Source organism: Mycobacterium sp. NGS48, assembly GCF_059812585.1.
Window position 1 is genome coordinate 137,854 of the sequence record NZ_JCALCY010000008.1, and the last position, 25,663, is coordinate 163,516.

Genomic DNA, 25,663 nt, shown 5'->3' on the forward strand with positions numbered 1-25,663 from the left:
CGCAACTGTGGATAAGTGCCCGAGGGATTACCGACGGATCTGCCGGCGGTTGCGTTCGCTGATCGCGGCATAGCGGGCACCAAGATCAGTGGTGTCCGACCGCGCACCGGAGATCGCTTGCTCGGCGGCCAGCGCCGGATCGGTCACTGCGGCCGATCCTTTGAGGTAGATCTCCTTGAGCCCAGCCATGATCGGGGCAGGAACCTCGGCGATCTGGCCCGCCAACTCGACCGCCCGAGGTAGCAACTGCGCATGCGGAACGACCCCGGTCACCAGTCCGATCTGCTCGGCACGTGACGCGTCGACGACCTCGCCGGTCATCGACAGTCGACGCGCCATCGCCAGGCCGACCAACTGCGGCAGCCGTGCCGTCATTCCGCCGCCGGGCAAAATACCTACCCGGGCGTGGGTATCGGCGAAGACCGCGCGCTCCGAGGCGATCAGGAAATCGCAGCCCAGCGCCATCTCCAGGCCACCGGTGAACACCGGGCCGTTGATCGCGCCGACAACAGGCTTATTCATCTGCGCCACTCGTGCGATGCAGCTGCGTGAGCGGATTCGTTCGAAATACGCCACGCCCTCGCGCTGCGCCTGCTTCAAGTCGATCCCGGCACAAAACGCCGGGTCGACACCGGTGAGCACCACCACCCGCACCGACGGGTCGTCGTCGGCCTCGCACAGCGCGGCATACACCGTCTCGACCAGCTGGCTGTTCAACGCGTTTCGCGCTTCGGGACGGTTCAGGCTCAACACCCGGACCGGACCGGCGTCGTCGACGAGGACCAGCTGTTGAGTGGTCATGGTCATCTGACGAACTGGGTGGCTTGATCCACTAGGTCGAACAACGGCTGGGGGATGATCCCCAGGACGACGGTGACCGCGGCGCAGACCGCGATGGCGGCCTTGCTCAACACTCCCGGCACCACGACATGCGGTGTGTCAGGCGATGGTTCGGTGAAGAACATTAACAGGATCACCCGCACGTAGAAGTACGCTGCGACACCGCTGGCGATCACGCCGATGACTACCAGCGGTACCGCACCGCCCTCGGCGGCGGCCTTGAACACGGCGAACTTGCTGACGAAGCCGCTGGTCAACGGTATGCCCGCGAAGGCCAGCAAGAACATCGAAAACATCACGCCGACAATGGGGGAACGCCTCCCCAGCCCGGCCCATCGCGACATGTCGGCGTCCTCGTGGCCGTCGGTGCTGCGGACCAGGCCCAGGATGGCGAATGCGCCGACCGTCGAGAAGCTGTAGGCGATCAGGTAGAAGATCGTCGATGAGACACCGGCCGGGATGTTGGCGATCACGCCCGTAAGCACGAAGCCAACGTGGGCGACCGACGAATACGCCAGCATGCGCTTGACGTCGGTCTGGTTCACCGCAGTGATGGTCCCCACCACCATGGTCAGAATCGCGATCGTCCATAACACCGGCCGCCACTCCATGTGCACCGGCGGCAGCGCGACATAGACCACGCGTAATAGCGCGCCGAACGCGGCGACTTTGGTTGCCGCGGCCATGAATCCGGTGATCGGAGTCGGAGCTCCGACGTAGACGTCCGGAATCCAGGAGTGGAACGGAACGGCACCGACCTTGAACAGCAGTCCGACCGCCAACAGGGCGACGCCGATCAACGTCAACGAATCAATACCGCGCGCGGCCAGTTCATCCCGGATGCCGGATATCGCCAGTGTGCCGTTCGCACCGTAGAGCAATGCCGCGCCGTAGAGGAAGAATGCCGACGAGAACGCTCCGAGCAGAAAATACTTCATCGCCGCCTCTTGAGACAGCAACCGACGGTGCCTGGCCAGCCCACACAGCAGGTACAGCGGCAGCGACAGGACTTCCAGCGCAATGAACATCGTCAGTAGGTCGTTGGCGGCGGGGAAGACCATCATTCCGCCGACGCTCAGCATGGTCAGCGGGAAAACCTCGGTCTGAGTCACCCCTACCCGTATCGCATCCTGCTCGCCCTTGCTGCCGGGGATCGCGGATGCTTGCGGCGTAAAGGAATCCAGCCCGGTGGCATGCTCGGCGACCCGTGCACTCGTATCGCTGTCGCCGGTCACCACGGCGGCGGCACCGGGTCCGGCGGCATTGGCTACCAGAGCACGTTCGCCGATGAAGATGACCGCCATGATCGCGACCAGGACCACCGTGCCCTGCAAGACCAACGCCGGGCGGTCGACGCCGACCGCCCCCACCAGGGCGCTCCGACCCGCCACCGGGATGTTGGCGGCGACCACGATGATCGCGGCGAACGCGGCGACCAATCCGCCGAGGGCCAGCGTCATCTGCGCGCCGTAACGGAATCGGCGCGGCAGGAACGCTTCTACCAGAACGCCGATCACAGCAACGCCGAAGACGATCAACATCGGTAACAGAAGGGAGTATTCGACGCTGGGCGTGTTCATCGTGCCGGTCCTTCCGCATTATGCGGCGCGGGATCGTACTGTCCGATCGTGGTCATCGTGTGCCCGACCGCCGGGTTGATGATGTCCAGCACCGGTTTGGGGTAGAACCCGAGGAATAACAACAGCGCGAGCAGCGGCGCGACGACCACGACCTCGCGGGGCACCAGGTCACGAATCCGTTCGTTGCCCTGGGTGACCGGCCCGGTCATCACGCGCTGGTAGAGCCACAACATGTAGATCGACGACAGCACCAGCGCGGTGGTGCCGAACACCGCCGCCAGCCAGTATCTGTTGAATGTGCCCAGCAGAACCAGGAATTCGCTGATGAACGGCGCCAGCCCGGGTAGCGACAGGGTGGCCATCGCGGCGACCAGGAAGGTGCCGGCCAGCACCGGTGCCACCTTCTGCACACCGCCGAAGTCACTGATCAATCGGGTGCCGCGCCGAGTGATCAGGAATCCCGCGATCAGGAACACCGCCGCGGTGGACAGTCCGTGGTTCACCATGTAGAGCGTCGAACCGCTCTGGCCCTGGCTGGTCATCACGAAGATACCCAGGATGATGAACCCGAAGTGTGAGATCGACGTGTAGGCGATCAGCCGCATGATGTCGGACTGGCCGATCGCCACCATCGCGCCGTAGACCACACCGATGACTGCCAGTACGACGATCAGCGGCCGGAAATACGTTGAGGCGTCGGGAAACAACTGCAGGCAGTAGCGCAGCATCCCGAAGGTGCCGACCTTGTCCATCACCGCCATCATCAACACCGCACTCGCCGGCGTGGCTTCTACTGCGGCGTCGGGCAGCCACCGGTGGAACGGCCACAGCGGCGCCTTGATCGCGAAGGCGAACATGAAGCCGCCGAACAGCGCTTTGAGTACCAATGGATCGACGCTTGTCGAACCCGGCGAGAATATGTGCACGACTTCCCGGAAATCGAATGTGCCGGTACCGTGCTGCGCGGTCACTACATACACCCCGATCACTGCGGCCAGCATGATCAGGCCGCCGAACAGGTTGTACAGCAGGAATTTCAATGCCGCACGGGAGCGGTTTTCGCCGTTGCCGAAGCCACCGATCAAAAAATACATCGGGACGAGCATCGCCTCGAAGAACACATAGAACAGCAACACGTCCAGTGAGATCAGCGAAATCAGCACCATCGACTCGACGGTCAGCGTCAGCGCCACATAGGCGTGCACGCCGCGGGTGCGTTCGCCGCCGTCGTTCCAGCCGGCCAAAATCAGCAGCGGCACCAGCACCGCGGTGAGCAGCACCAGCACTATGGCGATACCGTCGACGCCGAGGGTGTAGCCCGCGCCGAATGCCGGGATCCAGGAATGGGACTCGACGAATTGATAGGGTTCGCCACCGGTCTTGAAACCCGCGGTGATCACGATCGCCAGCGCCAGCACCAGCAGACTGACGACCAGGCCCGCCCACTTGGCCAGCCGCGGCGATGCGGCCGGCAGCAGGATCACCAGTACCGCACCGGCGATCGGCACCAGCCACAGCACGCTCAGCCAGGGAAAGGTGTTCACAGCTGCACCGCCAGGATCACCGCGACGACCAAAACCGCGCCTGCGAGCATCGTCAGCGCGTAGCTACGGGCGAAGCCGGTCTGCACACCGCGTAGCCGATCCGACATTCGGCTCACCCCGGTCGCCAGCGCGCCGACCGTTCCGTCGACGCCTCTGTCGTCGGTCTCGACCAGCGCGTGCGCGAGTTGCCCACCGGGCCGCATGAACACCTCCTCGTTGAAGGCGTCGCCGTACAGGTCCTTGCGGGCGGCGACCGTGAGCGCGGACACATCGGTGGGCGCCGTTTCGGGTATCGGTCGGGTCGCGTACATCCGGTAGGCCACGAAGACGCCTACCAGCACGACGGCCAGAGTCACCACGGCGCTGACCCACGCCGGGATGGCATGTGCGGCTTCATGGTTACCGGCGATCGGTTCGACGACCGGCGCGAGCCAGTGCTGCAGGGTGCCGCCGATCGCCAGCAGACCGCCGGAGAACACCGCGCCGACCGCGAGCACGATCATCGGCCATGTCATCACCCGTGGCGCTTCGTGCGGATGCTGGAGTGCGCGATCCGCAGTCACCTCGCTCTGCTCTGTGGCCCAACGCTTTTCGCCGTGGAAGGTCAGCACCATCACCCGGGTCATGTAGAACGCGGTGATGCCGGCGCCCAGTACCGCCGCGACCGTAAGAATCCCGCCCTGTACTCCGCCGGTGCCCAGCGCGGCCTCGATGATCGCGTCTTTGGAGTAGAAGCCGGCGAACGGCGGTATCCCGATGATCGCCAGATAGCAGAACCCGAACGTAGCGAACGTGACCGGCAGGAACGCGCGCAGGGCGCCATAGCGGCGCATGTCCTGCTCGTCGTTCATTCCGTGCATCACCGCGCCGGATCCGAGGAACAACCCGGCCTTGAAGAAGCCGTGGGTGAGCAGGTGCAGGATCGCGAACGCGTAGCCGGCCGCGCCCAGGCCGGCGGCCAGCACCATATATCCGATCTGGCTGATCGTCGACGCGGCCAGCGCGCGCTTGATGTCGTCCTTGGCGCAGCCGATGATCGCCCCGAACAGCAGGGTGGCCGCACCGACCACCACCACCGCGAGCCGGGCGTCGGGGGAAAGGTCGTAGAGCGGGCCGGACCGCACGATCAGATACACCCCGGCGGTCACCATGGTGGCGGCGTGGATCAACGCGGACACCGGGGTGGGACCCTCCATGGCGTCGAACAACCACGCCTGCAGCGGCACCTGGGCCGACTTCGCGCACGCCCCCAGCAGCAGCAGCAATCCGATCGCGGTCAGCATGCCGCGCCCGGCGGTATCCGCCGCGGCGAAGACGCCGTCGAATTGCAGTGTGCCGAAGCTGGCGAACATCGCGAACATGGCCAGCGACAGGCCGAAGTCACCGACGCGATTGCTCACGAACGCTTTCTTGCCCGCGGTGGCCGCCGTCGGTCGCTCGTACCAGAAGCCGATCAGCAGGTAGGACGCCAGCCCGACGCCCTCCCAGCCGACGTAGAGCCCCAGATAGTTGTCCGCGACCACCAGCAACAGCATCGCGGCGACAAACAGGTTCATGTACGCGAAAAACCTTCTGCGGTCCGGATCTTCGGCCATGTACCCGATCGAGTAGATGTGGATCAGCGAACCAACGCCGCTGATCAACAGCACGAAACAGATTGAGAGCTGGTCGATCTGCAGCCCGAAGTCGACGTGCAGGCCGGCGACCGGCACCCAGCTGAACAAGTTGGGATGGATGGTCCGCTCGGACCCGGCCCGACCGAGCATGTCGGTCAGCAGCAGCAGACCCATCACGAACGACGTCAGGACGGTGGCGCAACCCAGCAGGTGTCCCCATCGGTCGGTACGCCGGCCGCCCAACAGCAGGATCAACGCGCCCGCCGACGGCAGTGCCACCAGCAACCAGCTCAGATGTGTCAGATATGTCATGGAGCCGCGGTCTCACCCTTTGAGTAGGTTCACGTCGTCGACCGAGGCCGACTTGCGGGCACGGAAGATCGTCATGATGATGGCCAGACCGACCACCACTTCGCATGCGGCGACGACCATTGTGAAGAACGCGACCATCTGGCCGTCGAGATGCCCGTGCAGGCGGGCGAAGGTGACGAACGCCAGGTTGACGGCATTAAGCATTAACTCGATGCACATGAACATCACGATCGCGTTGCGCCGCAACAGCACACCGGCCGCGCCGATGGTGAACAGCAGCGCCGACAGGTAAAGGTAGTTCTGCGGGTTCATGACTTACCGTTCCGCTCCGAGCCGTCAGGTGAACCGCTGGACGGCCCGGGGCCGGTGGCGTCGCCCGACGTGTCGACCTTTCGGTGCTCCAGCACCGACGACACCGAGAGCTTCGAGAAGGAGCCGTCAGGCAGTAGCGCGGCCACGTCGACTGCGTTGTGGCGGGCGTAGACCCCGGGAGTCGGCAACGGTGTGGGATAGTGACCGTGCTGGAAGCGCCGAATAGACAATTCCCGCTGAGTCATCCGGGGCTCCAACCGTTCCCGGTGCGCCAAGACCATCGCGGCGATCACCGCGGTGATCAGCAGCGCGCTGGTCAACTCGAACGCCCACAGGTAGCGCGAGAAGATCAGCGCGGCCAACCCTTCGACGTTGTGGGTCTTGTCGCCGGCCGACAACCCGGCGAAAGACATTGCCGTTGACCCGATCCCGGCGATCAGCAGGATGCCGAACCCAACCCCGGCGACAACCGAGGCGATCCGCTGTCCGCGAAGCGTTTCCACCAGCGACTCCGCCGAATCGACCCCGATCAGCATCATCACGAACAGGAACAGCATCATCACCGCGCCGGTGTAGACGACGATCTGCACCACACCGAGAAACATTGCGTCTTGCACGAAGTAGAACACCGCCAAGATGAGCATCGTCATCGCCAGAAACATCGCGGAGTACACGGCTTTGGCGGCCATCACCACCCCCAGCGCGCCGATCACCGCGAGCGCTCCCAGGAACCAGAATGTCGCCGCCTCACCGGTGGAGGTGCGGACGAGGGTGTCGGCGGCCAGCAGCTCGGTGGTCAACGCGCTCATCAGGCTTTACCTTGCCTCGCCCTGTCGAGCAGGGCAAAGAGATCCGGATTGTCACGCAGGCCGTCGGCGGTGACGTTTCCGAGGTAGTAGTCGGCCTGGGTGGCACCGTCCGGCATCGGGTGCGGCGGCGCGGTCATGTCGGGTTCCAGCGGTGCCAGCAGCATGTCCCGGTCGTAGATCAGATCGGCGCGGTTGTCGTCGGCCATTTCATACTTGTTGGTCATGGTCAAAGCCCGTGTCGGGCAGGCCTCGACGCAATAGCCGCAGCCGATGCAGCGCAGGTAGTTGATCTGATAGACGCGACCGTAGCGCTCCCCGGGAGAGAACCGTTCCTCGTCGGTGTTGTCGGCGCCCTCCACATAGATCGCGTCGGCCGGGCAGGCCCAGGCGCACAACTCGCAGCCGATGCACTTCTCCAGGCCGTCGGCGTACCGGTTGAGCTGATGGCGACCGTGCCAGTGTGGCACCCGTTTCTTCTTCTCCGGATAGCCGTCGTTGATCGGCCGTTTGAACATCGTCGAGAGTGTGACGCCGAATCCGGCGAGGGCGTCTTTGAAGCTAGCCACCGGCATCCTCCTTGCTGACCCCGGTTGACGCCGGCTCGCGCGTGCGTAGCGGCAGCGGTGGGGTCGGGAATCCTTCGCTCGGAACGGCCGTAGTTACCGGCACCGTCTTCGATGCGCGAATATTTACCGCGCTGAACCGTCTATGCAGAAATACCAATAGCGCCAGCGTGGTGACCGTACTGATGATGGCCAGGACGATTTGCCAGTGCGGGTAGCCGTCGTTGCGGATGCTGCGCATCACCGCGGCGGCCATCACCCACACCAGCGCCACCGGAATGAGCATCTTCCAGCCCAGCGCCATGAACTGGTCGTAACGCAGCCGCGGCAGGGTGGCACGCAACCAGATGAAGACGAACAAAAAGCCCCACACCTTGATGGTGAACCAGAGCACCGGCCACCAGCCCTGGTTGGCGCCGTCCCACATGTTGAATGGGAATGGCGCGTGCCAGCCTCCGAAGAACAGCGTGACGGCCAGCGCGGAGACCGTGGTCATGTTGACGTACTCGCCAAGGAAGAACAACGCGAACTTCAGCGACGAGTATTCGGTGTGAAAGCCTCCGACCAGCTCGCCCTCGGCTTCGGGCAGATCGAATGGCGCCCGGTTCGTTTCACCGACCATCGAGGTGAGGTAGACCAGGAACGACGGCAGCAACAGAAATGCGAACCAAACCCGGTCTTGGGCGGCCACGATGCCCGACGTCGACATTGTCCCGGCGTAAAGGAACACCGCCGCGAACGACAACCCCATCGCCACCTCGTAGGAGATCACCTGAGCGGTGGACCGTATCCCGCCCAGCAGCGGGTAAGTGGAGCCGGATGACCAGCCGGCCAAGATGATTCCGTACACCCCGATCGACGACATCGCCAGGATGAACAGCACCGCGACGGGGAGATCAGCCGTCTGCAACGGGGTGCGATGGCCCAACACGCTCACTTCGGGACCGAACGGCATCACGACGAACGCGGTCATCGCCGGCACCACCGAGATAACCGGAGCCAGCAGGTAGACCACTCGATCGACCTCGGTGGGAGTGATGTCCTCCTTGAGGGCCAGCTTGATTCCGTCGGCCAGGCTCTGCAGCCATCCCCTGGGGCCGACCCGGTTGGGGCCGGGCCGCATCTGCATGCGGCCCAAAACTTTTCGTTCGATGACGATCGCCAGGAGCACGGTCAGCACCAGGAACCCGAAAACGGCGATTGCCTTGGCGATGATCAGCCATAACGGGTCGTGGCCGAAGGTGCTCATGCGCTCGTTCCAATCTGCACGAGGGCACCGGCGGTGACACCCAGCTGGTGATGCAGCGCCGAGCCGGCCGAATTCATCGGCAGCCACACCACGCGCGGCGGCAGGTCGGTGATGTCCAGCGGCAGGCTGATCGACCCGCGCGAAGTGGTAACGCTGACCAGATCGCCGGCGGCCGCGCCAATCTCGGCCGCCGTTTCGGTCGACAGGCGCACCACCGGCTTGCGTGCGGTGCCGGCGAGGTTCGGTTCGCCGTCCTGCATCCGGCCGGCGTCCAGCAGCATTCGCCAGCTGGCCAACACCGCTTCGCCCCGACCTGGGCCGGGTACCTGGCCCGGCGCAACATCGGGAGGAGCGACTCGGTCCCCGGCCCAGGCGCCGAGCCGCTGCAGTTCGTCGCGTGCTGCATCGACGGTGGGTAGCCCCAACGCGACACCCATTTCGTCTGCAATCGAGTCGAGCACCCGCCCGTCGGACAGCGCATTGCTATCACGCAGCGCGACGCCGAAGCGGCGGTACCGGCCCTCCCAGTTCACGAACGTGCCCGACTTCTCCGCCGCGGGTGCGACCGGCAACACCACGTCCGCGCGCTCGGTGACCTCGCTGTGCCGCAACTCCAGGCTGACCAGGAAATCCACCGCATCCAGAGCGGCCAGTGCGGCGCCGGGATCGGTGAGGTCGCCCGGTTCGACTCCACCGACCAGCAGTGCGCCCAACGTCCCGTCGGTGGCAGCGGCCAAGATCGCATCGGTGTCTCGGCCCGGAGTCGACGACAGGTTGTCGACGTGCCAGTGTTCGCAAAGCTGTGACCGGGCGTCCGCGTCGCCCACCGGACGGCCACCGGGCAACAGCCCGGCCAGCGCACCGACATCCAGTGCGCCGCGCTCGCCCGCGCGGCGGGGCACCCAGGCCAGCCGGGATCCGGTGGCGTCGGCCAACCGAACCGCGGCCGACAAGGCGCCCGGTGATGTCGCCAGCCGCTCTCCGACCATGATCACCGCGCCGCGTTGCCGCAGCAGGTCGCCGATCTCTCCGTCGTGCAGTCCGTCCAGCACTTTCGCCTCGGCACCCGGCACGGCGGGTATCAGGGTTCCCGACATCTTCGCCACGGCGCGGTCGGCGAACGGCGCCACCGCGTAGACCCGGGTGCGGTGCTTGTTGACCGCCTTGCGCAACCGCAGGAAGACGATCGGCGACTCCTCCTCGGGTTCGAACCCGACCAGCAGGACGACCGGTGCGGTTTCCAAGTCGGTGTAGCTGACATCGATTGGCTGTCCGGCGACCCGCGCCGACAGGAAGGCCGTCTCTTCGTCCGAATGCGGGCGCGCACGAAAGTCGATGTCATTGCTGCCCAATGCGATTCGAGCGAATTTGGCGTAGGCGTAGGCGTCTTCGGTCGTCACTCGGCCGCCGACCAGGATGCCGGTGCGCCCCTGGGCGGCGGCCAGTCCACGCGCCGCCACCACCAGCGCATTCGGCCACGCGGTGGGGACCAGGGTGCCGTCGGCATCGCGGATCAGCGGAGTGGTGATCCGGTCGCGTTGCCTGGCGTAGGTGAACGCCCACCGGCCCTTGTCGCAGTTCCACTCCTCGTTGACGTCCGCGTCGTCGCCGGCCATCCGGCGCATCACCTTGCCGCGGCGGTGGTCGGTGCGCTGCGCGCACCCCGACGCGCAGTGTTCGCACACGCTGGAGTTGGAAACCAGGTCGAACGGTCGGGCCCGGAACCGGTAGGAGGCTCCGGTCAGCGCGCCCACCGGGCAGATCTGCACAGTGTTGCCGGAAAAGTAGGAATCGAACGGTTGGTCGGTGTAAATGCCGACCTGTTGCAGCGCACCGCGTTCAAGCATTTCGATGAAGACGTCACCGGCGATCTCGTTGGAGAACCGGGTGCAGCGCGCACACAAAACGCAGCGGTCGCGGTCCAGCAATACCTGCGAGGAAATGTTGATCGGCTTGGGATATGCCCGTTTGGCTTCCTCGAAGCGAGTCTCGGGGCGTCCGTTGGTCATGGCCTGGTTCTGCAGGGGGCATTCGCCGCCCTTGTCGCACACCGGGCAGTCCAGAGGATGGTTGATCAGGAGCAGCTCCATGACCATGTGTTGGGCCTTGTCGGCGACTTCTGAGGTGTGTTGAGTGCGCACCACCATGTCGTCGGTCGCTGCCACCGCGCACGATGGTTGCGGCTTGCGTTGACCCTCGACCTCGACAAGGCATTGCCGGCACCACGCCACCGGATCGAGCAACGGGTGGTCGCAGAAACGCGGTATCTCGATGCCGATCTGCTCTGCTGCCCGAATGACCAGCGTGCCCTTGGGCACTGTCAACTTCTGGTCATCGATGGTGAAGGTCACCATCTCGGGCCGCGGCTCATCAGCGCCGGCCGAAGTGTTGGCCGCCGACGTCACGCTGTTCCTCCCTCGGGTTCCCGCTGCGGCACGAAAATGCTCGCGTTCGGGTCAAATGGGCAGCCGCCCTGCTCGACGTGTGCGATGTACTCGTCACGGAAATACTGGATGGACGACTGCACCGGCATCGCTGCGCCATCTCCCAAGGCACAGAACGACTTTCCGAACAACACGTCAGCGATGTCGAGCAAGGTGTCCAAATCCTCGCGCGTGCCACGGCCGGTTTCCAGCCGCTCGTAGATCGGCACCAGCCAATAGGTGCCCTCCCGACACGGCGTGCACTTGCCGCAGGATTCGTGTTTGTAGAACTCTGACCAGCGCTGGGCAGCGCGAACGACACAGGTGGTCTCGTCGAAAATTTGCAGGGCTTTGGTGCCCAGCATCGATCCGGCCGACGACATGCCCTCGTAGTCCAGCGGGATGTCGAGGTGCTCGTCGGTCAGGATCGGTGTCGACGACCCGCCGGGCGTCCAGAATTTCAGCCGGTGCCCGGTGCGCACCCCGCCGGCGTACTCGAGCAACTCCCGCAGTGTGATGCCCAGCGGCGCCTCGTATTGGCCTGGGCGGTTGACGTGTCCGGACAGCGAATACAGCGTAAAGCCAGGAGATTTCTCGGTGCCCATCGAGCGGAACCAGTCGACGCCGTTGAGCAGGATCGGCGGCAAGCTGGCGATGGTCTCGACGTTGTTGACGACGGTCGGACTGCCGTACAGCCCGGCCACCGCCGGGAAAGGCGGCCGCAGCCGCGGCTGGCCGCGGTAGCCCTCCAGGGAGTCGATCAACGCAGTCTCCTCGCCGCAGATATAGGCGCCTGCGCCGGCGTGCACCGTGACGTCGAGGTCATAGCCGGAACCGCCGATGTCACGTCCCAGGAACCCGGCGGCGTAGGCCTCGGCCACCGCCGCCTGCATGCGCCGGAGCACCGGCAGCACCTCACCGCGCACATAGATGAACGCATGGCGGGCGCGGATCGCATAGCAGCAGATGATGACGCCCTCGATGAGGACATGCGGCGTCGCCAGCATCAGCGGCATGTCCTTGCACGTTCCGGGTTCGGACTCGTCGGCGTTGACGAGCAGGTAGTGCGGCTTGGCGGCCGCCCCCTCGTCTCCCTGCGGGACGAACGACCACTTGCTTCCGGTCGAGAATCCCGCGCCGCCGCGTCCGCGGAGCCCGGAGTCCTTGACCTCTTTGATCACCTCGTCCGGCTCCATGGCGAGGGCCTTTTGCAGCCCGACATAGCCGTCGTGGCGGCGGTAGGTCTCGATCGTCCACGATTCGGGTTCGTCCCAGTAGCGGCTCAACACGGGGGTGAGCTGGGTGGTCGTCATTGACCGCCTCCGTCGGCTGAACTATCCGGCTCGGGGGCCTGCATCCCGTTTTCTCGAGCGACCCGAAGCCCGGCCAACGTGGCCGCCCCGGGGCCGCCCTGACCGTCGTCGGGGCGCTCGTCGGGGAAACCCGCCAGGATGCGCTCGGTCTCCCGGAAGCTGCACACCGGCAATCCGCGGGTGGGCCTGGGAGGTTCACCGGAGCGCAGCGCATCGACGAGCGCACGTGCCGATTCCGGTGTCTGGTTGTCGAAGAACTCCCAGTTGACCATCACCACCGGTGCGTAGTCGCAGGCGGCGTTGCATTCGACGTGTTGCAGGGTGATCGAACCGTCCGACGTGGTCTCGTCGTTGTCGATGCCCAGATGGTCTTTGAGCGCATCGAAGACGGCGTCGCCGCCCATCACCGCACACAACGTGTTGGTACAGACCCCCACCAGATAGTCGCCGGTGGGGTCGCGCCGGTACATCGTGTAAAACGACGCCACCGCGGCGACGTCGGCGCCGGTCAGCCCAAGCTGATCTGCGCAGAACGCCAGGCCGGCCGGGGTGAGGTAAGAGTCTTCGGCCTGCACCAGGTGCAGCAGCGGCAGGATCGCCGATCGTGGTTGCGGATAGCGGCCGATGATCTCCTTGGCTTCGGCTTCCAGTCGGGCCCGCACCTCGTCCGGATACGACCGGGGGGCATCGGGGTCGCTCTCGAACTGGCCCGGCTCCTCCGGCGGGCGGCCGAGCTGGATGAAAACGCGCTCACCGTCTGTGCCCGCGGTCGGCGGCATCAGCTTGCCCCGGCCGGTCTTGTTAGGCGCCGTCACCGGTCGACTCCGCCCATGACCGGGTCGATGCTGGCGACCGAGGCGATCACGTCGGCGACCAATCCGCCCTCGCACATCGCAGCGACAGCCTGCAGATTGGTGAACGACGGATCCCGATAATGCACGCGATACGGTCGCGTGCCGCCGTCGCTGACCATGTGCACCCCCAGCTCACCGCGCGGCGACTCCACTGAGATGAAGACCTGGCCGGGTGGCACCCAGATGTCTTCGGTCACCCGCTTGAAATGGTGGATCAGGCCTTCCATCGAGTGGCCCATGATCCACGCGATGTGTTCGGGGGAGTTGCCGAGCCCGTCCGGGCCGAGCTTCAGGTCGGCCGGCCAGGCGATCTTGCGGTCTTCGATCATGACTGGGCCCGGCCCCAGCTTGCCGAGTTTATCCATGCACTGCTCTACGATCTTCAGTGATTCCTTCATCTCGTTGATGCGAATCAGGTAGCGGCCGTAGGCATCACAGCCGTCGTCGGTGATTACATCGAATTCGTAATTTTCGTAGCCGCAGTAAGGCTCCACGCGGCGCAAGTCATAAGGCAGTCCGGTGGAACGCAGGACCGGCCCCGTAATACCCAGCGCCATGCACCCGGCCAGGTCGAGGTAGCCCACGCCCTTGGTGCGGGCCTTCCAGATGTAGTTCTCGGTGAGTAGGTCTTCGATGTCTTTGAGCCGTTTCGGCATCAGCTTGAGGAAGTCGCGAATTTGAGGGAACACGTCGTCCGGCAGGTCCTGCGACACCCCGCCGGGCCGGATGTATTGGTGGTTCATCCGCAAACCGGTGATCGTCTCGAAGATGTCGAGCACCAGTTCGCGTTCGCGGAACCCGAACAGCATCACGGTCAGCGCGCCCAGTTCCATGCCACCGGTGGCCAATGCGACCAGATGCGACGAAATCCGGTTCAATTCCATCATCAGCACCCGAATCACGTTGACGCGCTCCGGGATCGCCTCGGTGATATCGAGCAGCTTCTCCACACCCAGGCAGAAGCCGACCTCATTGAAAAACGGCGACAGATAGTCCATTCGGGTCACGAAGGTCGGACCCTGAGTCCAGTAGCGGAATTCGAGGTTCTTCTCGATACCAGTGTGCAGATAGCCAATCCCGCAGCGGGTTTCGGTGACCGTCTCGCCCTCGAGCTCGAGGATCAAACGCAACACGCCGTGCGTCGACGGGTGTTGAGGCCCCATGTTGACGACGATGCGTTCGCCCGGATCCGCAGCTTTGGCTGCCTCGACGATCTGTTCCCAGTCCTGCCCGCCGACGCTCAGGACCGTCTCGGCAGTGCCGTCCGTGCCAGGGGACGGGGTGGTGGGCTTGCTCATCAGGTGTATGCCCTCCGCTGGTTGGGCGGGGGGATCTGTGCGCCCTTGTATTCGACTGGGATACCACCGAGGGGGTAGTCCTTGCGCTGCGGATGGCCCTGCCAGTCGTCGGGCATCTGGATACGGGTCAGCGACGGGTGGCCATCGAAGATGATTCCGAAGAAGTCATAGGTCTCACGCTCATGCCAGTCAGTGGTCGGATACACGTTGAACAGCGACGGGATATGTGGATCTGCATCGGACACAACCACTTCCAGTCGCACACGCCGGTTGTGGGTGATCGACTTCAGCGGGTATACCGCATGCAACTCACGGTCGGCGTCGTCCGGGTAGTGCACTCCACTCACGCCCAAGCTCAGTTCGAAGCGCAGGTCCGGCTCGTCGCGCAGCAACTGGGCGACGGCTGGCAGCAACTCCCGACGGACGTAGAGCGTCAGTTCGCCACGAAACACCACGATGTTCTCGACGGCATCGGCGGCTTCGATGCCGTCGCGCTCCAAAGCCTCGGTCAAGGTGTCGACCACCTCGTCGAAGTATCCGCCGTAAGGTCGTTGGCTGCGGCCCGGCAACGCAACCTCGCGTACCAACCCCCCGTACCCGGAGGTGTCGCCGGTGCCGCGCGCACCGAACATGCCGCGGCGAACCTCGATCACCTCTCCAGCTTCGGCGTCGTGGTTGTTGCCCGGCTGGTTCACCGCAATAACCCCTTCATCTCCCACGTCGACGGAGCCGACAGTGCGGCCTCTTCGGCCGCGGCGATCGCTTGCTCACGGTTGACGCCCAGTGGCATCGTCTGGATCTTCTCGTGCAGCTTGAGCATTGCGTAGATCAACATCTCCGGCCGAGGCGGACAGCCGGGGAGGTAGATATCGACCGGGACGATGTGGTCCACCCCCTGCACGATGGCGTAGTTGTTGAACATCCCCCCCGACGATGCGCATACGCCCATGGACAGCACCCATTTGGGCTCGACCATCTGGTCGTAGATCTGGCGGAGCACCGGCGCCATCTTCTGACTGACCCGGCCGGCCACAATCATCAGATCCGCCTGCCGGGGCGACGCCCGGAACACCTCCATCCCGAACCGGGAGATGTCGTAATCCGGGGCCATCGACGACATCATCTCGATCGCGCAGCACGCCAAACCGAAGGTCGCCGGCCACAACGAGCCCTTACGGAAATACCCGGCCAGAGACTCAACGGTCGACAGCAGAAAACCGCTGGGCACTTGCTCTTCCAGGCCCACTGCTACCTCAATCCCAATTCAGGCCTCCGCGGCGCCAGACATACGCATAGGCGACGAATACGACGACGACGAACAGCACCATCTCGACGAGTGCGAACAACCCCAGCGCGTCATAGCTGACAGCCCAGGGATAGAGAAAGACGATCTCGATGTCGAAAACGATGAACAGCATCGCGGTCAGGTAGTACTTCACCGGGAAACGCTGACCTGGCGCCGCATGTGGGCCGCTGACCGGCTGATCGATCGGTTCGATGCCGCACTCGTAGGCTTCCAGCTTGGCCCGGTTGTAGCGGGACGGGCCGGTCACTTTCGCGATCGCCACCGAGAACACCGCGAACCCCATCGCGATCGCGCCGAGTACCAGGATGGGTACGTAGAGGTTCATCCTGCGTGACGCTCCCTCGTGGCTGTCGGTGTGAGCTCAAGCACAGCCTAGCGATGATGTGCGCGGCTCCGCTCACGGGTCTGGTTGTGAGCTCGAACACAGCTTGACGAATGTGATGTCTCGGCTTATCGCGCTTGCATCAAGTCCGGTCGTGGCCGCCAATGGCTGCCTCGTTCAACGCGAATTACCGACGGCAACACAACGATTCGCGTTAGCTGTGGTCGCAGGAACGACTGGCCATGCCGAGGCGCTACTGAACAGGCGCGCGCAACAGGCCGAGCACGGTCCGGCCCAGCCGAATGGGGTCCAGCGGATGCGGGACGGCCGCCTCGGCACGTGACCAGCGGGTCAACCACGCGTCGTCGGCGCGCCCAGTGAGGACGACGATCGGCGGGCACTGCGCAACTTCGTCCTTCAGTTGCTTGGCGATGCCCAGTCCGCCTTCCGGGGTGGCTTCGCCGTCGAGTATGGCCACGTCGATACCGCCGGCGTCGACGTGCTGGATTACCACCGGCCCCGTCGCGACTTCCACGTAGCTCAGCTCCGGTAGATCCGGGTGCAGCCGTTTGCCCAGCGCCAACATCACCTGTTCGCGGGTGTGCGCATCGTCGCTGTACACAAGGATCCGAAGAGCATCAGTGGCAGGCATGTGCAGATCGTATTACTCCGCTATGTCGCCCGGACGAAGCACGCGTCGGCCGTGGCCGTCGCGGTCTGGCCGATCATGCCCACCCGATTCCAGTCCAGGTTGAACTGGGCCCGGTCGAGCTTCGTTTCCGCCGTTATCCGCACCGTGCCGTCGCCGAGCACGGTGATCTTGGCCGGCAGCGGCAGCGGTGCGCTGACACCCTTGATGGTGAAATCGGCCCGCAGGTCGGCGCCGTTGCCGGTGGTCGGTTGCACGGCGGTGACGACGACGCTGATCTGCGGGTAGTGCTCGACGTCGAAGAAATCGGCCGAGTGCAGGTGCTCGTCGCGTTTACGGATGCCGGTGCGCAGCGACGCGGCATCGATGTCGAGGCGGCCGAAGACGGCGCCTTTGGCGGTCACCTGGCCGTCGCCGCTGACCTCGGTGAACTGGCCTTTGACGTTGAGCAGACCCCAGAAGTTCTTGATCTTGAAGGTGACAGTTGAGTGGTCGGGAACCAGGTTCCACACCCCCGCGGCGTCCGGGTCGCTCAGCAGTGTTTCCACAGTGGTCATACATGCCTCCGTTGACCGAGCTCAGCTCAACAGCGGCGCCAGCTCGGCCGGGTCGAAGTACTCATCGATACGGCTGATCAGGGCTCGAGAACCCGAGGAGCCACCCAACTTAATCACGATGCAGACCCGCAAGGCGATCGATCCGCCGTTGTGGCCGGTGGCGTGCAAGATGTGCTGCTGGACGAAGCCGTTGGGAAAGAGCTGGCGGTCGAGGATCTCGTAGCGCCGGTCGGCGGTGACGTCGATGAACCAGTGCAGCACCCGGAGCGCACGTTTCTTGTCGTTGTCGCGACCTGCCCCGACCCGCCAGACCGCGATGTCGTCGTCGAAGATCTGCTCGAGCGTTGCCACGTCGCTCTGCTCGATCGCCGCGAACAGCTGATCGGCCACGTCGACAATGACTTCTGCACCCTGGCCGGACTCGGTAGCGGACATCGGTCGCCTTCCTATTCCTCGTGGTATCCGGGGTGTGCGACGGCCAGCCGCTGGCTGACCAGGACATGCAGAGCCCGCAGCACCTCGTCGCCGCGCGCGTCCAACTGGCCGGCCCGGATCGCGGCCGCCAGTCCGGCTTCGTCTTCGAAGCCCAAGCCGGCCAATGCGGCATGAGCCGGTTCGGCACCGGGGTCCAGTAGTTCGCGCTCGACCATTCGCAATGCGTTGGCGGCCACGCGCGCATGGAAGTTGACCTGGCCGCTGGTGGCGGCCCGGACGTCGGTTTCCAGAAATTCGGCTACCGCCGCGACCAGTTCCGCGGCGGTGGGGCGACCATGAAGACCGGTCATCGCGCGTCGGCCTCGTCGAGCAGGGTGAGCAGGTCCCACTCGGTTTCGCAGACCCGCCGTCCGATCGTGGCCAACTCCACCGACCGAGGCTGTCCGCTCAGGTGCCGCTCCGCCTGGTAGCGGCAGATGACGCCCCAGCGCAGGGTGGCCAGCAGCAGCCACCAGTGGAATGCCACCCGGTCGACCGTAGTCCCGCCGGCATCTTCATAGGCGCGAAGGAAGTTTTCGATGCTGCCCAAGCCGCCGGCGCCGCGGCTGGCCGGCGCGCCGAACCGCCAGGCGCGGATGCAGAACCAGGCCAGGTCTTCATAGACCTCGCCGATGTGCACCAGCTCCCAATCGAGCACCGCCACCAGGTCGGATCCGTCCACGATGAGGTTTCCCATCCGGTAGTCGCCATGGACCAACCGCGTCGGGGACGGGGCCGGCCGGTGTGCGGCCAGCCACCGAAATGCCCACTCGAAGGTGGCGGTGGTGTCGCCCATCGTGTCCAGCCGGTTGTGCCACTCGCCGAGCTGGTCTTCGGTTTCCAGCTCCGCATCGTGAGGGTCGGCCCGGTGGATGGCGGCCAGCGCCTGTGCGCATTGGCGCATCAGTCGCTCGCGGCCCGGATCGTCCAGCTGTCGATCGATACGCCGGACAATCGTCTCGCCCTTGATCTCGTCACAGATCAGAAACGGATTGCCCAGTGCGGCAGTCGAATTATCGGCGGTCACGATGTGCGGGACGGGGGCACCGGCCGCTGCGGCGGCTGCCTGGACGCGCGCCTCGAGCTCCATCGACGCATGCATGTCGTCCGGCGGACCGATGCGCAGGATCAGCGGCCGGCGGTCCTCGGGGGTGACCGCCTCGAACGCCCACGTGCTGCGGCTGGCCCCGCCGGTCAGCGCGCGCAGGTTGTCGATCGTGGTTTCGACGCCCAGCGCTGCGGCCACCACACCGGCCAGAGCGGGCTCCTGGACATGCGTCACTTCTTGCCGAACTTGAACAGCCGCTGGGCGACTCGGCGGATCTGAATCTCTTCGGCGCCCTCGGTGATCCGGTAGCGGCGATGGTGCCGGTAGATGTGCTCGAACTGTTCGTGACGCGTGTAGCCGAGCCCTCCGAAGATCTGCATGGCCCGGTCGGCGGCATTGCACACCAACCGGTTGGCACGATAGTTGGCCATCGACACCTTGTCCGACACCTCCAAGTGGTGGTTGCGGTCCAAGTGCCATGCCGCGTAATTGACCAGCAGTCGCACCATCTGCGCCTCGGTCTGCAACTCGGCCAGCGGCCACTGCACCGCCTGATTGACCGACAGCGGCTTGCCGAACACGATGCGCTGACCGGCATACTCGGCAGCCCGGTCGATGCAGTACTGCGCTGCGCCCAGGCTGCTGGCCGCCTGACGAATCCGGTTCTCGTGCAGAAATGTTTGCGCAACTTCGAGACCGCGGTCTACTTCGCCCAAGACCGCGTCGTCGGGCACTCGCACGTCGCGGAGCTCGACTTCACCGTGGTCGCTGGGCATGTTGAAGGTCCACCAGTAGAACGGGACGGTGAAACCCGGGGTGTCGGTGGGCACCAGGAACGCGGTGATGCCGGTCGCCTGTCCCGGGTCACCGGAGGTGCGGGCGAAGACGAGATCGTGGGTAGCGCGGTGCACACCGGTGTTGAACCGCTTGGCGCCGTTGATCACCCAGCCATCGCCGTCGCGTTCGGCGTGAGTTTCCAGCCAGGTCGCATCCGAGCCGTGTGCCGGCTCGGTCAGTCCGAACGCCATCGAGCGCTCTCCGGTGATCAGCGCCTCCGACCAGTCGTGGCGTTGCTCGTCGGTGCCGAACCGCTCCATCATGATCACCTGCGGGAAGTTGCCGACGATCGAGGACTCGTCCTGCAGATCGTTGTGCAGACCAAGGCCTTTGGCGGCCAGGTGCTCGCGGATGACTGCCATGTCCAGGTTGGTGCCGTCCCGGCCGCCGAGCGACGCCGGCAACGCGTAGCGCAGCCAGCCTGCCTGGTCGGCTCGCCGGCGCATCTCGCCGAGCAGATGCTCCCACTCCCGCCGCGGGATGCCGCCGTTGTCGACGTCGGTGCGGGCGAACTCGCGGCGGTGGTCGAAGTACTGCATGTTCTCGGCCTGCAGCGGAGCGATCTCGGCTTCGATGAACGCATCGATGTCGGCAAGCAGTCTCGGAAGGTGTTCGGGCAAAGTGAAATCCACGGTGTTCTCCTTCAGAAGCCGTAGAGGGTTTTCTTCCAGATCCTCGACAAGGTGGTGATTGCATCATCGTCGCTGAGTTTTACGCCCAACTCCGAGGGGCCCACGAATACCGTGGTGAAGTTCTCGAAGAGCAGCGCGATCGCCGCGGCGGTATGTTGCGGATCAAGCTCAGCAGAGTAGCCGTGCTCCTGCGCGCGCCGCACCGATGCGGCCACGATGTCCATGCCGAAGCGGCGGAATTCGTTTTGTACCTCGGCGAATCGCCGCTGAGTAGCGGCCAACTGCGCCACCGCGATCATGATGCCGATGTTCTGCTTGAACATGTTCCAATAGCCGGTGACCACCGAGGTGAAGAACGCGGTGTCATCGGGTGACTGGGGCAACGAGACGCTCAGGCCGGAGGGCGCCACGACGTCGTGCAGAAACGACTCCGCCAGCGCGGCCAGCAGGTCTTCCTTGTCGGCGAAGTAGCGGTAAAACACCGACGGTGATTTACCGGCGGCCGAGGTGATGTCGGCCAGCGTGGTGCCGTGAAAGCCGCGCTCGGCGAACAGTTTGCGCGCCGCCTGCTCGATTGCCTGGCGAGTATGGCGGCCTTTGGAGCTGCGCGCTTCGGTGGGCATCAGTCCCGTTTCCGGTCGCCAGCCCGCAGCAACGCACCGGGAAGGTCATGGCCTACCGCAGTTCGCGCGATTTCGGCGGCCGCGATTGCCGCGTTCAGATCGACGTCGACGTCGACGCCGCTGTCGGTCAACAGGTAGACCAGGTCCTCGGTGGCGATGTTGCCGGTGGCGCCCGGGGCAAACGGGCAACCGCCCAGCCCGCCGACCGAGGAGTCCAGCCGGCTGACCCCGGAGCTGACCGCTGCGTAGGCGCTGGCCAGCCCGGCGCCGCGGGTGTTGTGGAAATGCCCGCCCAGCGGAAGGTCCTCGATCGCCGGGCGCACGGCCTCGATCAGCGAGCGGACCCGTCCCGGCGTGGTGGTGCCGATCGTGTCGGCGATCGACAGCCGGTCGGCGCCGTAATCGCGAGCTGCCGCGGCGATGTCGACGACCCGCTGAGCGAGGGTAGGTCCCTCGAAGGGGCAATCCCACGCGGTCGCGATGATGACCTCGACAACCACGTCGTTGTCGTGGCAGATCGCCACGATGTCGGCGATCTGCGCAGTGGCCTCGGCGCTGGTCCGGCCGACGTTGGCGTGGCTGAATGTGTCAGAGGGCGATACCACGTACTCGATGGCCCGCAGTCCGGCGGCTACCGCGCGTTTGGCGCCGTTGGGGCTGGCCACCAGTGCGGAGAATTCGATATCGGGGAAGCGCTGCAACTCGGCGGCCACCTCGGCGGCGTCGGCCATCGATGGCACCTTCGACGGCGACACGAACGCGCATGCCTCGACCTCGCACACACCGGTGGCGGCGATGGCCTCGAGCAGTTCGAGCTTGGCGGCCAAGGGGATTGGCTGCTCGATCTGCAGTCCGTCGCGCAAGGCGACTTCGCGGATAGTCACATGGGCCGTCATAGCGCCCCCTCGGTGCGCAGTGCTTCGAGTTCCTCGGCGGTCTTGCCGAGCAGACCGATGTAGACGTCGTCGTTGTGCTGTCCCGGCTGCGCGGGGCCGGCATTGCGGACACTGCCCGGGGATTCGGACAACAGCGGCATGATTCCGGGGCCCAGGACGACCCGGTCAACTCGTTCGTCGTAGTGTTCGGCGATCATCCCGCGGGCCTGCAGCTGCGGGTCGGCGACCACGTCGGCCACTGTGTTGATTGGCCCCGCAATGACGCCTGCGGCAGTGAGGATTTCGATGATGTCACCGGGCTGACGTTCGGCGGCCCAGTCACCGATGATCTTGTCCAGCTCGTCCTGGTTGCGGCCGCGGGCGCCGTGGGTGGCGAACCGGTCATCGGTGACCAGTTCGGGGCGGCCCATCGCCTGGCACAGCCGGGCGAACACGGTGTCCTGGTTGGCGGCGATCACCACCCAGGTGCCGTCGCCGCTGCGGTAGATGTTCGATGGCGCAATACCTTCCAGGCGGGTTCCCGACGGCCCGCGCACCACGCCGCCGACGTCGTAGTCGGGGATTGTGGATTCCTGAATCGCCAGACAAGATTCGGTCAGCGCCACGTCGACCACCTGCCCCGCACCGGTCACGCCACGTCGGTAGAGGGCGGCCAGCGCGCCCTGAGCGGCGAACATGCCGGCCAGGCTGTCACCCAGAGACAACGCCAGCCGGGGCGGCGGGCCGCCGGGAAAACCGTTGAGATGCCGTAGCCCGCTGGCCGCCTCGGCCACCGACGCGTATCCGGCTTTACGGGCATCGGGGCCAGTTTGGCCGTAACCCGATACGCGCACCAGGATGATGCCGCGGTTGCGTTGTCGCAGTGTGTCGTAACCCAGGTTCCACTTCTCCAGGGTGCCGGGCCGGAAGTTCTCGACCACGATGTCGGCTTTTTCGACGAGCTCTAGGAACAAGTCGCGTCCCCGCGGCTGACGCAGGTCGAGTGTGACGGCCTTCTTGTTGCGGGCGTGCACGGTCCAGAAGAAGTGATGTCCGTCGAGTTCGGCCTGCCCCCAGGTGCGCAGCGGGTCCGGCGCACCGGGCGGTTCGATCTTGATGACCTCCGCGCCCATGTCGCCGAGCAGCCGGCCGGCGAACGGCCCCGCGATCAGCGTGCCCAACTCGAGCACCCGGACACCGTCCAGCGCACCCGTTGGGGTCACTCGGGTCTCGCGAAGTCGTGACGCACCAGCCAATCGCTGACGACGCCGACGGCCTGACGTAGTGCGCCACGCTGGTCTGGGCCGGCGTAATAGTGGGTGGCGCCGGGGATTTCATGAATTTCTTTGTCGGGATGCCCAATCGCCTCGAACAGCCGGCGAGTGTGGCTGGGCGTGCAGGCGTCATCGGCAAGGTTGCCAATCACCAACGCCGGCACGGCGATATCACGCCCGCATTCCACGCCGTCGCCGTTGGCGTCGTCGTAGCTCCATTGCGACAACCAGCTGCGCAATGTGCAGAACCGGGCCAGCCCGACTGGGCTCATGTTCACCACCTGTGGATCGCCCAGGTAGCACGTTCCGGGGGTGCGTTCGCTCGGATCGACCGACGGGTCGAGCCAGCGCGGGTCGGCCATGGTGCCGTGCACGACGAAGGCGAACTCGTCGTCGGCGCGGCCGGCCGCCTTCAGCTCGGCGAGCTTCTCCTTGACCCAGGCGGTGATTCGTCGGTTGCGGTCGATCTGGGCTTGCCGGTAGCGAGCGAGGAATTCCTGGCTGTAGGGCGGCTGGTTGGGGTTGTCGGGGTTGTAGAGGTCCAGTTCCGGATCGCGTTTGGTGGGATCGGACTCGTCGAGAATCGACGCGTCTAGCCATTCGGTCATGGTGCCGTGCCGGCTGATATGGGCGGCCAACAACATGATGCCGTCGGCGGCTTGCAAGTCCAGCTGGGTGAGGTCGGGCCCGTCGCCCGAGGGGCTCGACGTCACCGTCGCGTGCTGGGCTTGCTGTTGATAGAACACCGACAGTGAGCCGCCGCCGCTCCAGCCGGCCAGCACGACCTTGTCGTAGCCGAGCCGATTCTTGGCGTCGTTGATGCACTCGCCGAGGTCTTGAACCACCTTCTCCATCAGCAGTGCCGAGTCGGTGCCGCGGAATCGGCTGTTGCAGTAGATGACATGGTGGCCGGCGCGGGCCAGCGCGTTCATCATCGGCAGGTAGGCGCCGCCGCCGATGGGGTGCATGAACACCAGCACGGTGTCGGACGGTTTGTCGCGTGGCTTGAGTAGGTGACTTTCCAGCACCACAAGCTCGGCCAGCCCGCCGTAGACGTCGCGAACACCGGAATTATTCTGGAAGGCAATCAGATACGGGATCCGGTCGTACTCATGCTTAATAGCTGTGCTAGTCATCAGTGCTGTCCTAGGTCGTGCGCCAGCACTTCGGCTGACGGGGTGAGCCGGCGGCGGGTGTCGACGGCGATCACCTGCCAGTCAACCTTGTCAAAGTCGTCGAACTTGCGGCGCGCCCGTTCTCGGGCCTTCTCCGGCGCGCCGTGGTGAACGCCTTGCGGCGCATGGGAAATCAAGCCCGGCGGCATCGGGATGCCGTAGAGCGAGCCACCGTGGAAGAACGCGATCTCGTCGTAGTCGACGTTGCGGTGATACCAGGGGGTGCGCTCGGTGCCGGGCACGCCTTCGGCGGGCTTGGGTAGAAAGTTCATTACGTAGACCCCAGTGGCCTGCATGAACAAGTGCACGGTGGGCGGCAGATGCACACTGTCGGAAGTCACCACGTTGTAGTCGGCGATGTTGAAGGTGAACGCGAAGTTGTCGCCTCGCCAACCTTCCACGTCGAGTGGATTGTGTTGGTAGAACAGCGTCGTCGGCCCGCCCTCGTGCACCAGCCGGACCTCGTACTCGTCGCGGCCAGCGGGAGGCGGGTCGTCCGACGCCACCGGCTCGGGGATGGTGGCCTGCGACGGGTCGAACGGGAAGTGTCGGCCCAGCGCGCCCGGTGGTGGCACGCGAAATTCGTCGGTGGCCTCGATCATCAACAGCGTGGTCTCGCCGTTGGGCAACTGACGCCAGGTCGTGGCCTTCGGCAGATACACCCAGTCGCCCTGGCGGTAGGGCAGCGGCCCGAATTCGGTCTGCAATTCGCCGTCACCGTTGTGCACAAAGCACAGCAGATCGCCGTCGACGTGGCGGACATAGAACGGCATCGGTTCGCTGCGCCGGGACAGCGAGATGCGGCAGTCGGCGTTAGAGAACATCAGCAATGGACCGCCGTCGGCTTCGGTGGCGTCGCTGGGCTTCAGCTCGCTGGACAGCACGTCGAGGGGCCGCAGCGCGCCGACTGACCGGTAAGCGGTCGGGTCGTGGCGGCGGTACATGTTCGCGGTGCGGCCGGTGAACCCGCCCCGGCCGAGTTCGTCATCTTTGAGGCCGTCGAGATCGGCGTGCAGACGGCGTGGTGTTTTGCCTTTGCGCAGGTGGACAAAGGATTCCATCGGTGTCTCCCGGATCGGCCGCAATAAAACTGAAAGTGACATTACTTTCTCTTTTGCACCGGCACAAGGGTGTGCCCGCTCAGCACCACCGCGACTGTGCGAACTCATACGCCGTTG

The 25,663-nt window shown here is 65.1% G+C and carries 26 protein-coding genes; all 26 read right to left on the bottom strand.

Going from position 1 to position 25,663, the window contains the following annotated elements:
* Positions 1 to 27: 27 nt before the first annotated feature.
* A complete protein-coding gene (locus AC5Y42_RS16255) occupies positions 28 to 801 on the bottom strand; it encodes an enoyl-CoA hydratase (protein WP_499899648.1) in 774 nt (257 codons plus the stop codon).
* Positions 802 to 803: 2 nt separating this feature from the next.
* Complete coding sequence (gene nuoN, locus AC5Y42_RS16260; RefSeq protein ID WP_499899589.1) at positions 804 to 2,420, bottom strand: NADH-quinone oxidoreductase subunit NuoN; 1,617 nt, start codon at positions 2,418 to 2,420, stop codon at positions 804 to 806.
* Positions 2,417 to 3,964, bottom strand: coding sequence for an NADH-quinone oxidoreductase subunit M (locus tag AC5Y42_RS16265; RefSeq protein WP_499899591.1), 1,548 nt, complete (start codon positions 3,962 to 3,964; stop codon positions 2,417 to 2,419). The genes nuoN and AC5Y42_RS16265 overlap by 4 nt, the downstream gene beginning before the upstream one ends.
* Complete coding sequence (gene nuoL, locus AC5Y42_RS16270; protein WP_499899592.1) at positions 3,961 to 5,892, bottom strand: NADH-quinone oxidoreductase subunit L; 1,932 nt, start codon at positions 5,890 to 5,892, stop codon at positions 3,961 to 3,963. The genes AC5Y42_RS16265 and nuoL overlap by 4 nt, the downstream gene beginning before the upstream one ends.
* A gap of 12 nt (positions 5,893 to 5,904) precedes the next feature.
* The gene (nuoK, locus tag AC5Y42_RS16275) at positions 5,905 to 6,204 is read right to left on the bottom strand and encodes an NADH-quinone oxidoreductase subunit NuoK (RefSeq protein ID WP_499899594.1); all 300 of its coding nucleotides are present in this window, start codon (positions 6,202 to 6,204) and stop codon (positions 5,905 to 5,907) included.
* Complete coding sequence (locus AC5Y42_RS16280) at positions 6,201 to 7,013, bottom strand: NADH-quinone oxidoreductase subunit J (protein WP_499899596.1); 813 nt, start codon at positions 7,011 to 7,013, stop codon at positions 6,201 to 6,203. The genes nuoK and AC5Y42_RS16280 overlap by 4 nt, the downstream gene beginning before the upstream one ends.
* Positions 7,013 to 7,579 carry an NADH-quinone oxidoreductase subunit NuoI gene (gene nuoI, locus AC5Y42_RS16285; protein ID WP_499899597.1) on the bottom strand — a complete coding sequence of 189 codons (567 nt, stop codon included), beginning with the start codon at positions 7,577 to 7,579 and terminating at the stop codon, positions 7,013 to 7,015. The genes AC5Y42_RS16280 and nuoI overlap by 1 nt, the downstream gene beginning before the upstream one ends.
* On the bottom strand, positions 7,572 to 8,825 hold the full coding sequence (gene nuoH / locus AC5Y42_RS16290) for an NADH-quinone oxidoreductase subunit NuoH (protein WP_499899599.1): 1,254 nt from the start codon (positions 8,823 to 8,825) through the stop codon (positions 7,572 to 7,574). Before nuoH ends, nuoI begins: the two co-directional genes overlap by 8 nt.
* Positions 8,822 to 11,230: an NADH-quinone oxidoreductase subunit G gene (locus AC5Y42_RS16295; RefSeq protein ID WP_499899600.1), complete on the bottom strand. Its 2,409-nt coding sequence runs from the start codon at positions 11,228 to 11,230 to the stop codon at positions 8,822 to 8,824. Before AC5Y42_RS16295 ends, nuoH begins: the two co-directional genes overlap by 4 nt.
* Entirely contained in the window at positions 11,227 to 12,561 is a 1,335-nt protein-coding gene (gene nuoF, locus AC5Y42_RS16300) for an NADH-quinone oxidoreductase subunit NuoF (RefSeq protein WP_499899601.1), read from the bottom strand. Before nuoF ends, AC5Y42_RS16295 begins: the two co-directional genes overlap by 4 nt.
* The gene (gene nuoE / locus AC5Y42_RS16305; RefSeq protein WP_499899650.1) at positions 12,558 to 13,340 is read right to left on the bottom strand and encodes an NADH-quinone oxidoreductase subunit NuoE; all 783 of its coding nucleotides are present in this window, start codon (positions 13,338 to 13,340) and stop codon (positions 12,558 to 12,560) included. The genes nuoF and nuoE overlap by 4 nt, the downstream gene beginning before the upstream one ends.
* Positions 13,341 to 13,372: 32 nt before the next feature.
* Positions 13,373 to 14,713, bottom strand: a complete 1,341-nt coding sequence (locus tag AC5Y42_RS16310) for an NADH-quinone oxidoreductase subunit D (protein WP_499899603.1) — start codon at positions 14,711 to 14,713, stop codon at positions 13,373 to 13,375.
* A complete protein-coding gene (locus AC5Y42_RS16315; RefSeq protein ID WP_499899605.1) occupies positions 14,713 to 15,408 on the bottom strand; it encodes an NADH-quinone oxidoreductase subunit C in 696 nt (231 codons plus the stop codon). Before AC5Y42_RS16315 ends, AC5Y42_RS16310 begins: the two co-directional genes overlap by 1 nt.
* Complete coding sequence (locus AC5Y42_RS16320; protein ID WP_499899606.1) at positions 15,405 to 15,959, bottom strand: NuoB/complex I 20 kDa subunit family protein; 555 nt, start codon at positions 15,957 to 15,959, stop codon at positions 15,405 to 15,407. Before AC5Y42_RS16320 ends, AC5Y42_RS16315 begins: the two co-directional genes overlap by 4 nt.
* Positions 15,960 to 15,966: 7 nt before the next feature.
* Positions 15,967 to 16,344: an NADH-quinone oxidoreductase subunit A gene (locus tag AC5Y42_RS16325; protein WP_499899608.1), complete on the bottom strand. Its 378-nt coding sequence runs from the start codon at positions 16,342 to 16,344 to the stop codon at positions 15,967 to 15,969.
* A gap of 250 nt (positions 16,345 to 16,594) precedes the next feature.
* Entirely contained in the window at positions 16,595 to 16,993 is a 399-nt protein-coding gene (locus AC5Y42_RS16330) for an Rv3143 family two-component system response regulator (protein ID WP_499899610.1), read from the bottom strand.
* A gap of 20 nt (positions 16,994 to 17,013) precedes the next feature.
* Positions 17,014 to 17,547 (bottom strand): YceI family protein, encoded by a 534-nt coding sequence (locus tag AC5Y42_RS16335; protein WP_499899612.1) that lies wholly within the window; start codon positions 17,545 to 17,547, stop codon positions 17,014 to 17,016.
* Between the two features lie 21 nt (positions 17,548 to 17,568).
* On the bottom strand, positions 17,569 to 17,982 hold the full coding sequence (locus AC5Y42_RS16340) for a nuclear transport factor 2 family protein (RefSeq protein ID WP_499899614.1): 414 nt from the start codon (positions 17,980 to 17,982) through the stop codon (positions 17,569 to 17,571).
* An 11-nt stretch (positions 17,983 to 17,993) separates the two neighbouring features.
* Complete coding sequence (locus AC5Y42_RS16345; protein ID WP_499899616.1) at positions 17,994 to 18,332, bottom strand: DUF6285 domain-containing protein; 339 nt, start codon at positions 18,330 to 18,332, stop codon at positions 17,994 to 17,996.
* Positions 18,329 to 19,303: a phosphotransferase family protein gene (locus AC5Y42_RS16350; RefSeq protein ID WP_499899618.1), complete on the bottom strand. Its 975-nt coding sequence runs from the start codon at positions 19,301 to 19,303 to the stop codon at positions 18,329 to 18,331. The genes AC5Y42_RS16345 and AC5Y42_RS16350 overlap by 4 nt, the downstream gene beginning before the upstream one ends.
* Positions 19,300 to 20,538, bottom strand: coding sequence for an acyl-CoA dehydrogenase family protein (locus AC5Y42_RS16355; protein ID WP_499899620.1), 1,239 nt, complete (start codon positions 20,536 to 20,538; stop codon positions 19,300 to 19,302). Before AC5Y42_RS16355 ends, AC5Y42_RS16350 begins: the two co-directional genes overlap by 4 nt.
* 11 nt (positions 20,539 to 20,549) lie before the next feature.
* On the bottom strand, positions 20,550 to 21,161 hold the full coding sequence (locus AC5Y42_RS16360; protein WP_499899623.1) for a TetR/AcrR family transcriptional regulator: 612 nt from the start codon (positions 21,159 to 21,161) through the stop codon (positions 20,550 to 20,552).
* Entirely contained in the window at positions 21,161 to 22,057 is an 897-nt protein-coding gene (locus tag AC5Y42_RS16365; RefSeq protein ID WP_499899625.1) for a hydroxymethylglutaryl-CoA lyase, read from the bottom strand. Before AC5Y42_RS16365 ends, AC5Y42_RS16360 begins: the two co-directional genes overlap by 1 nt.
* Complete coding sequence (locus AC5Y42_RS16370) at positions 22,054 to 23,259, bottom strand: CaiB/BaiF CoA transferase family protein (RefSeq protein WP_499899627.1); 1,206 nt, start codon at positions 23,257 to 23,259, stop codon at positions 22,054 to 22,056. The genes AC5Y42_RS16365 and AC5Y42_RS16370 overlap by 4 nt, the downstream gene beginning before the upstream one ends.
* Positions 23,256 to 24,431, bottom strand: coding sequence for an alpha/beta hydrolase family protein (locus AC5Y42_RS16375; RefSeq protein ID WP_499899651.1), 1,176 nt, complete (start codon positions 24,429 to 24,431; stop codon positions 23,256 to 23,258). The genes AC5Y42_RS16370 and AC5Y42_RS16375 overlap by 4 nt, the downstream gene beginning before the upstream one ends.
* Before the next feature lie 14 nt (positions 24,432 to 24,445).
* Entirely contained in the window at positions 24,446 to 25,546 is a 1,101-nt protein-coding gene (locus AC5Y42_RS16380) for a homogentisate 1,2-dioxygenase (protein ID WP_499899630.1), read from the bottom strand.
* Between the last annotated feature and the right edge of the window lie 117 nt (positions 25,547 to 25,663).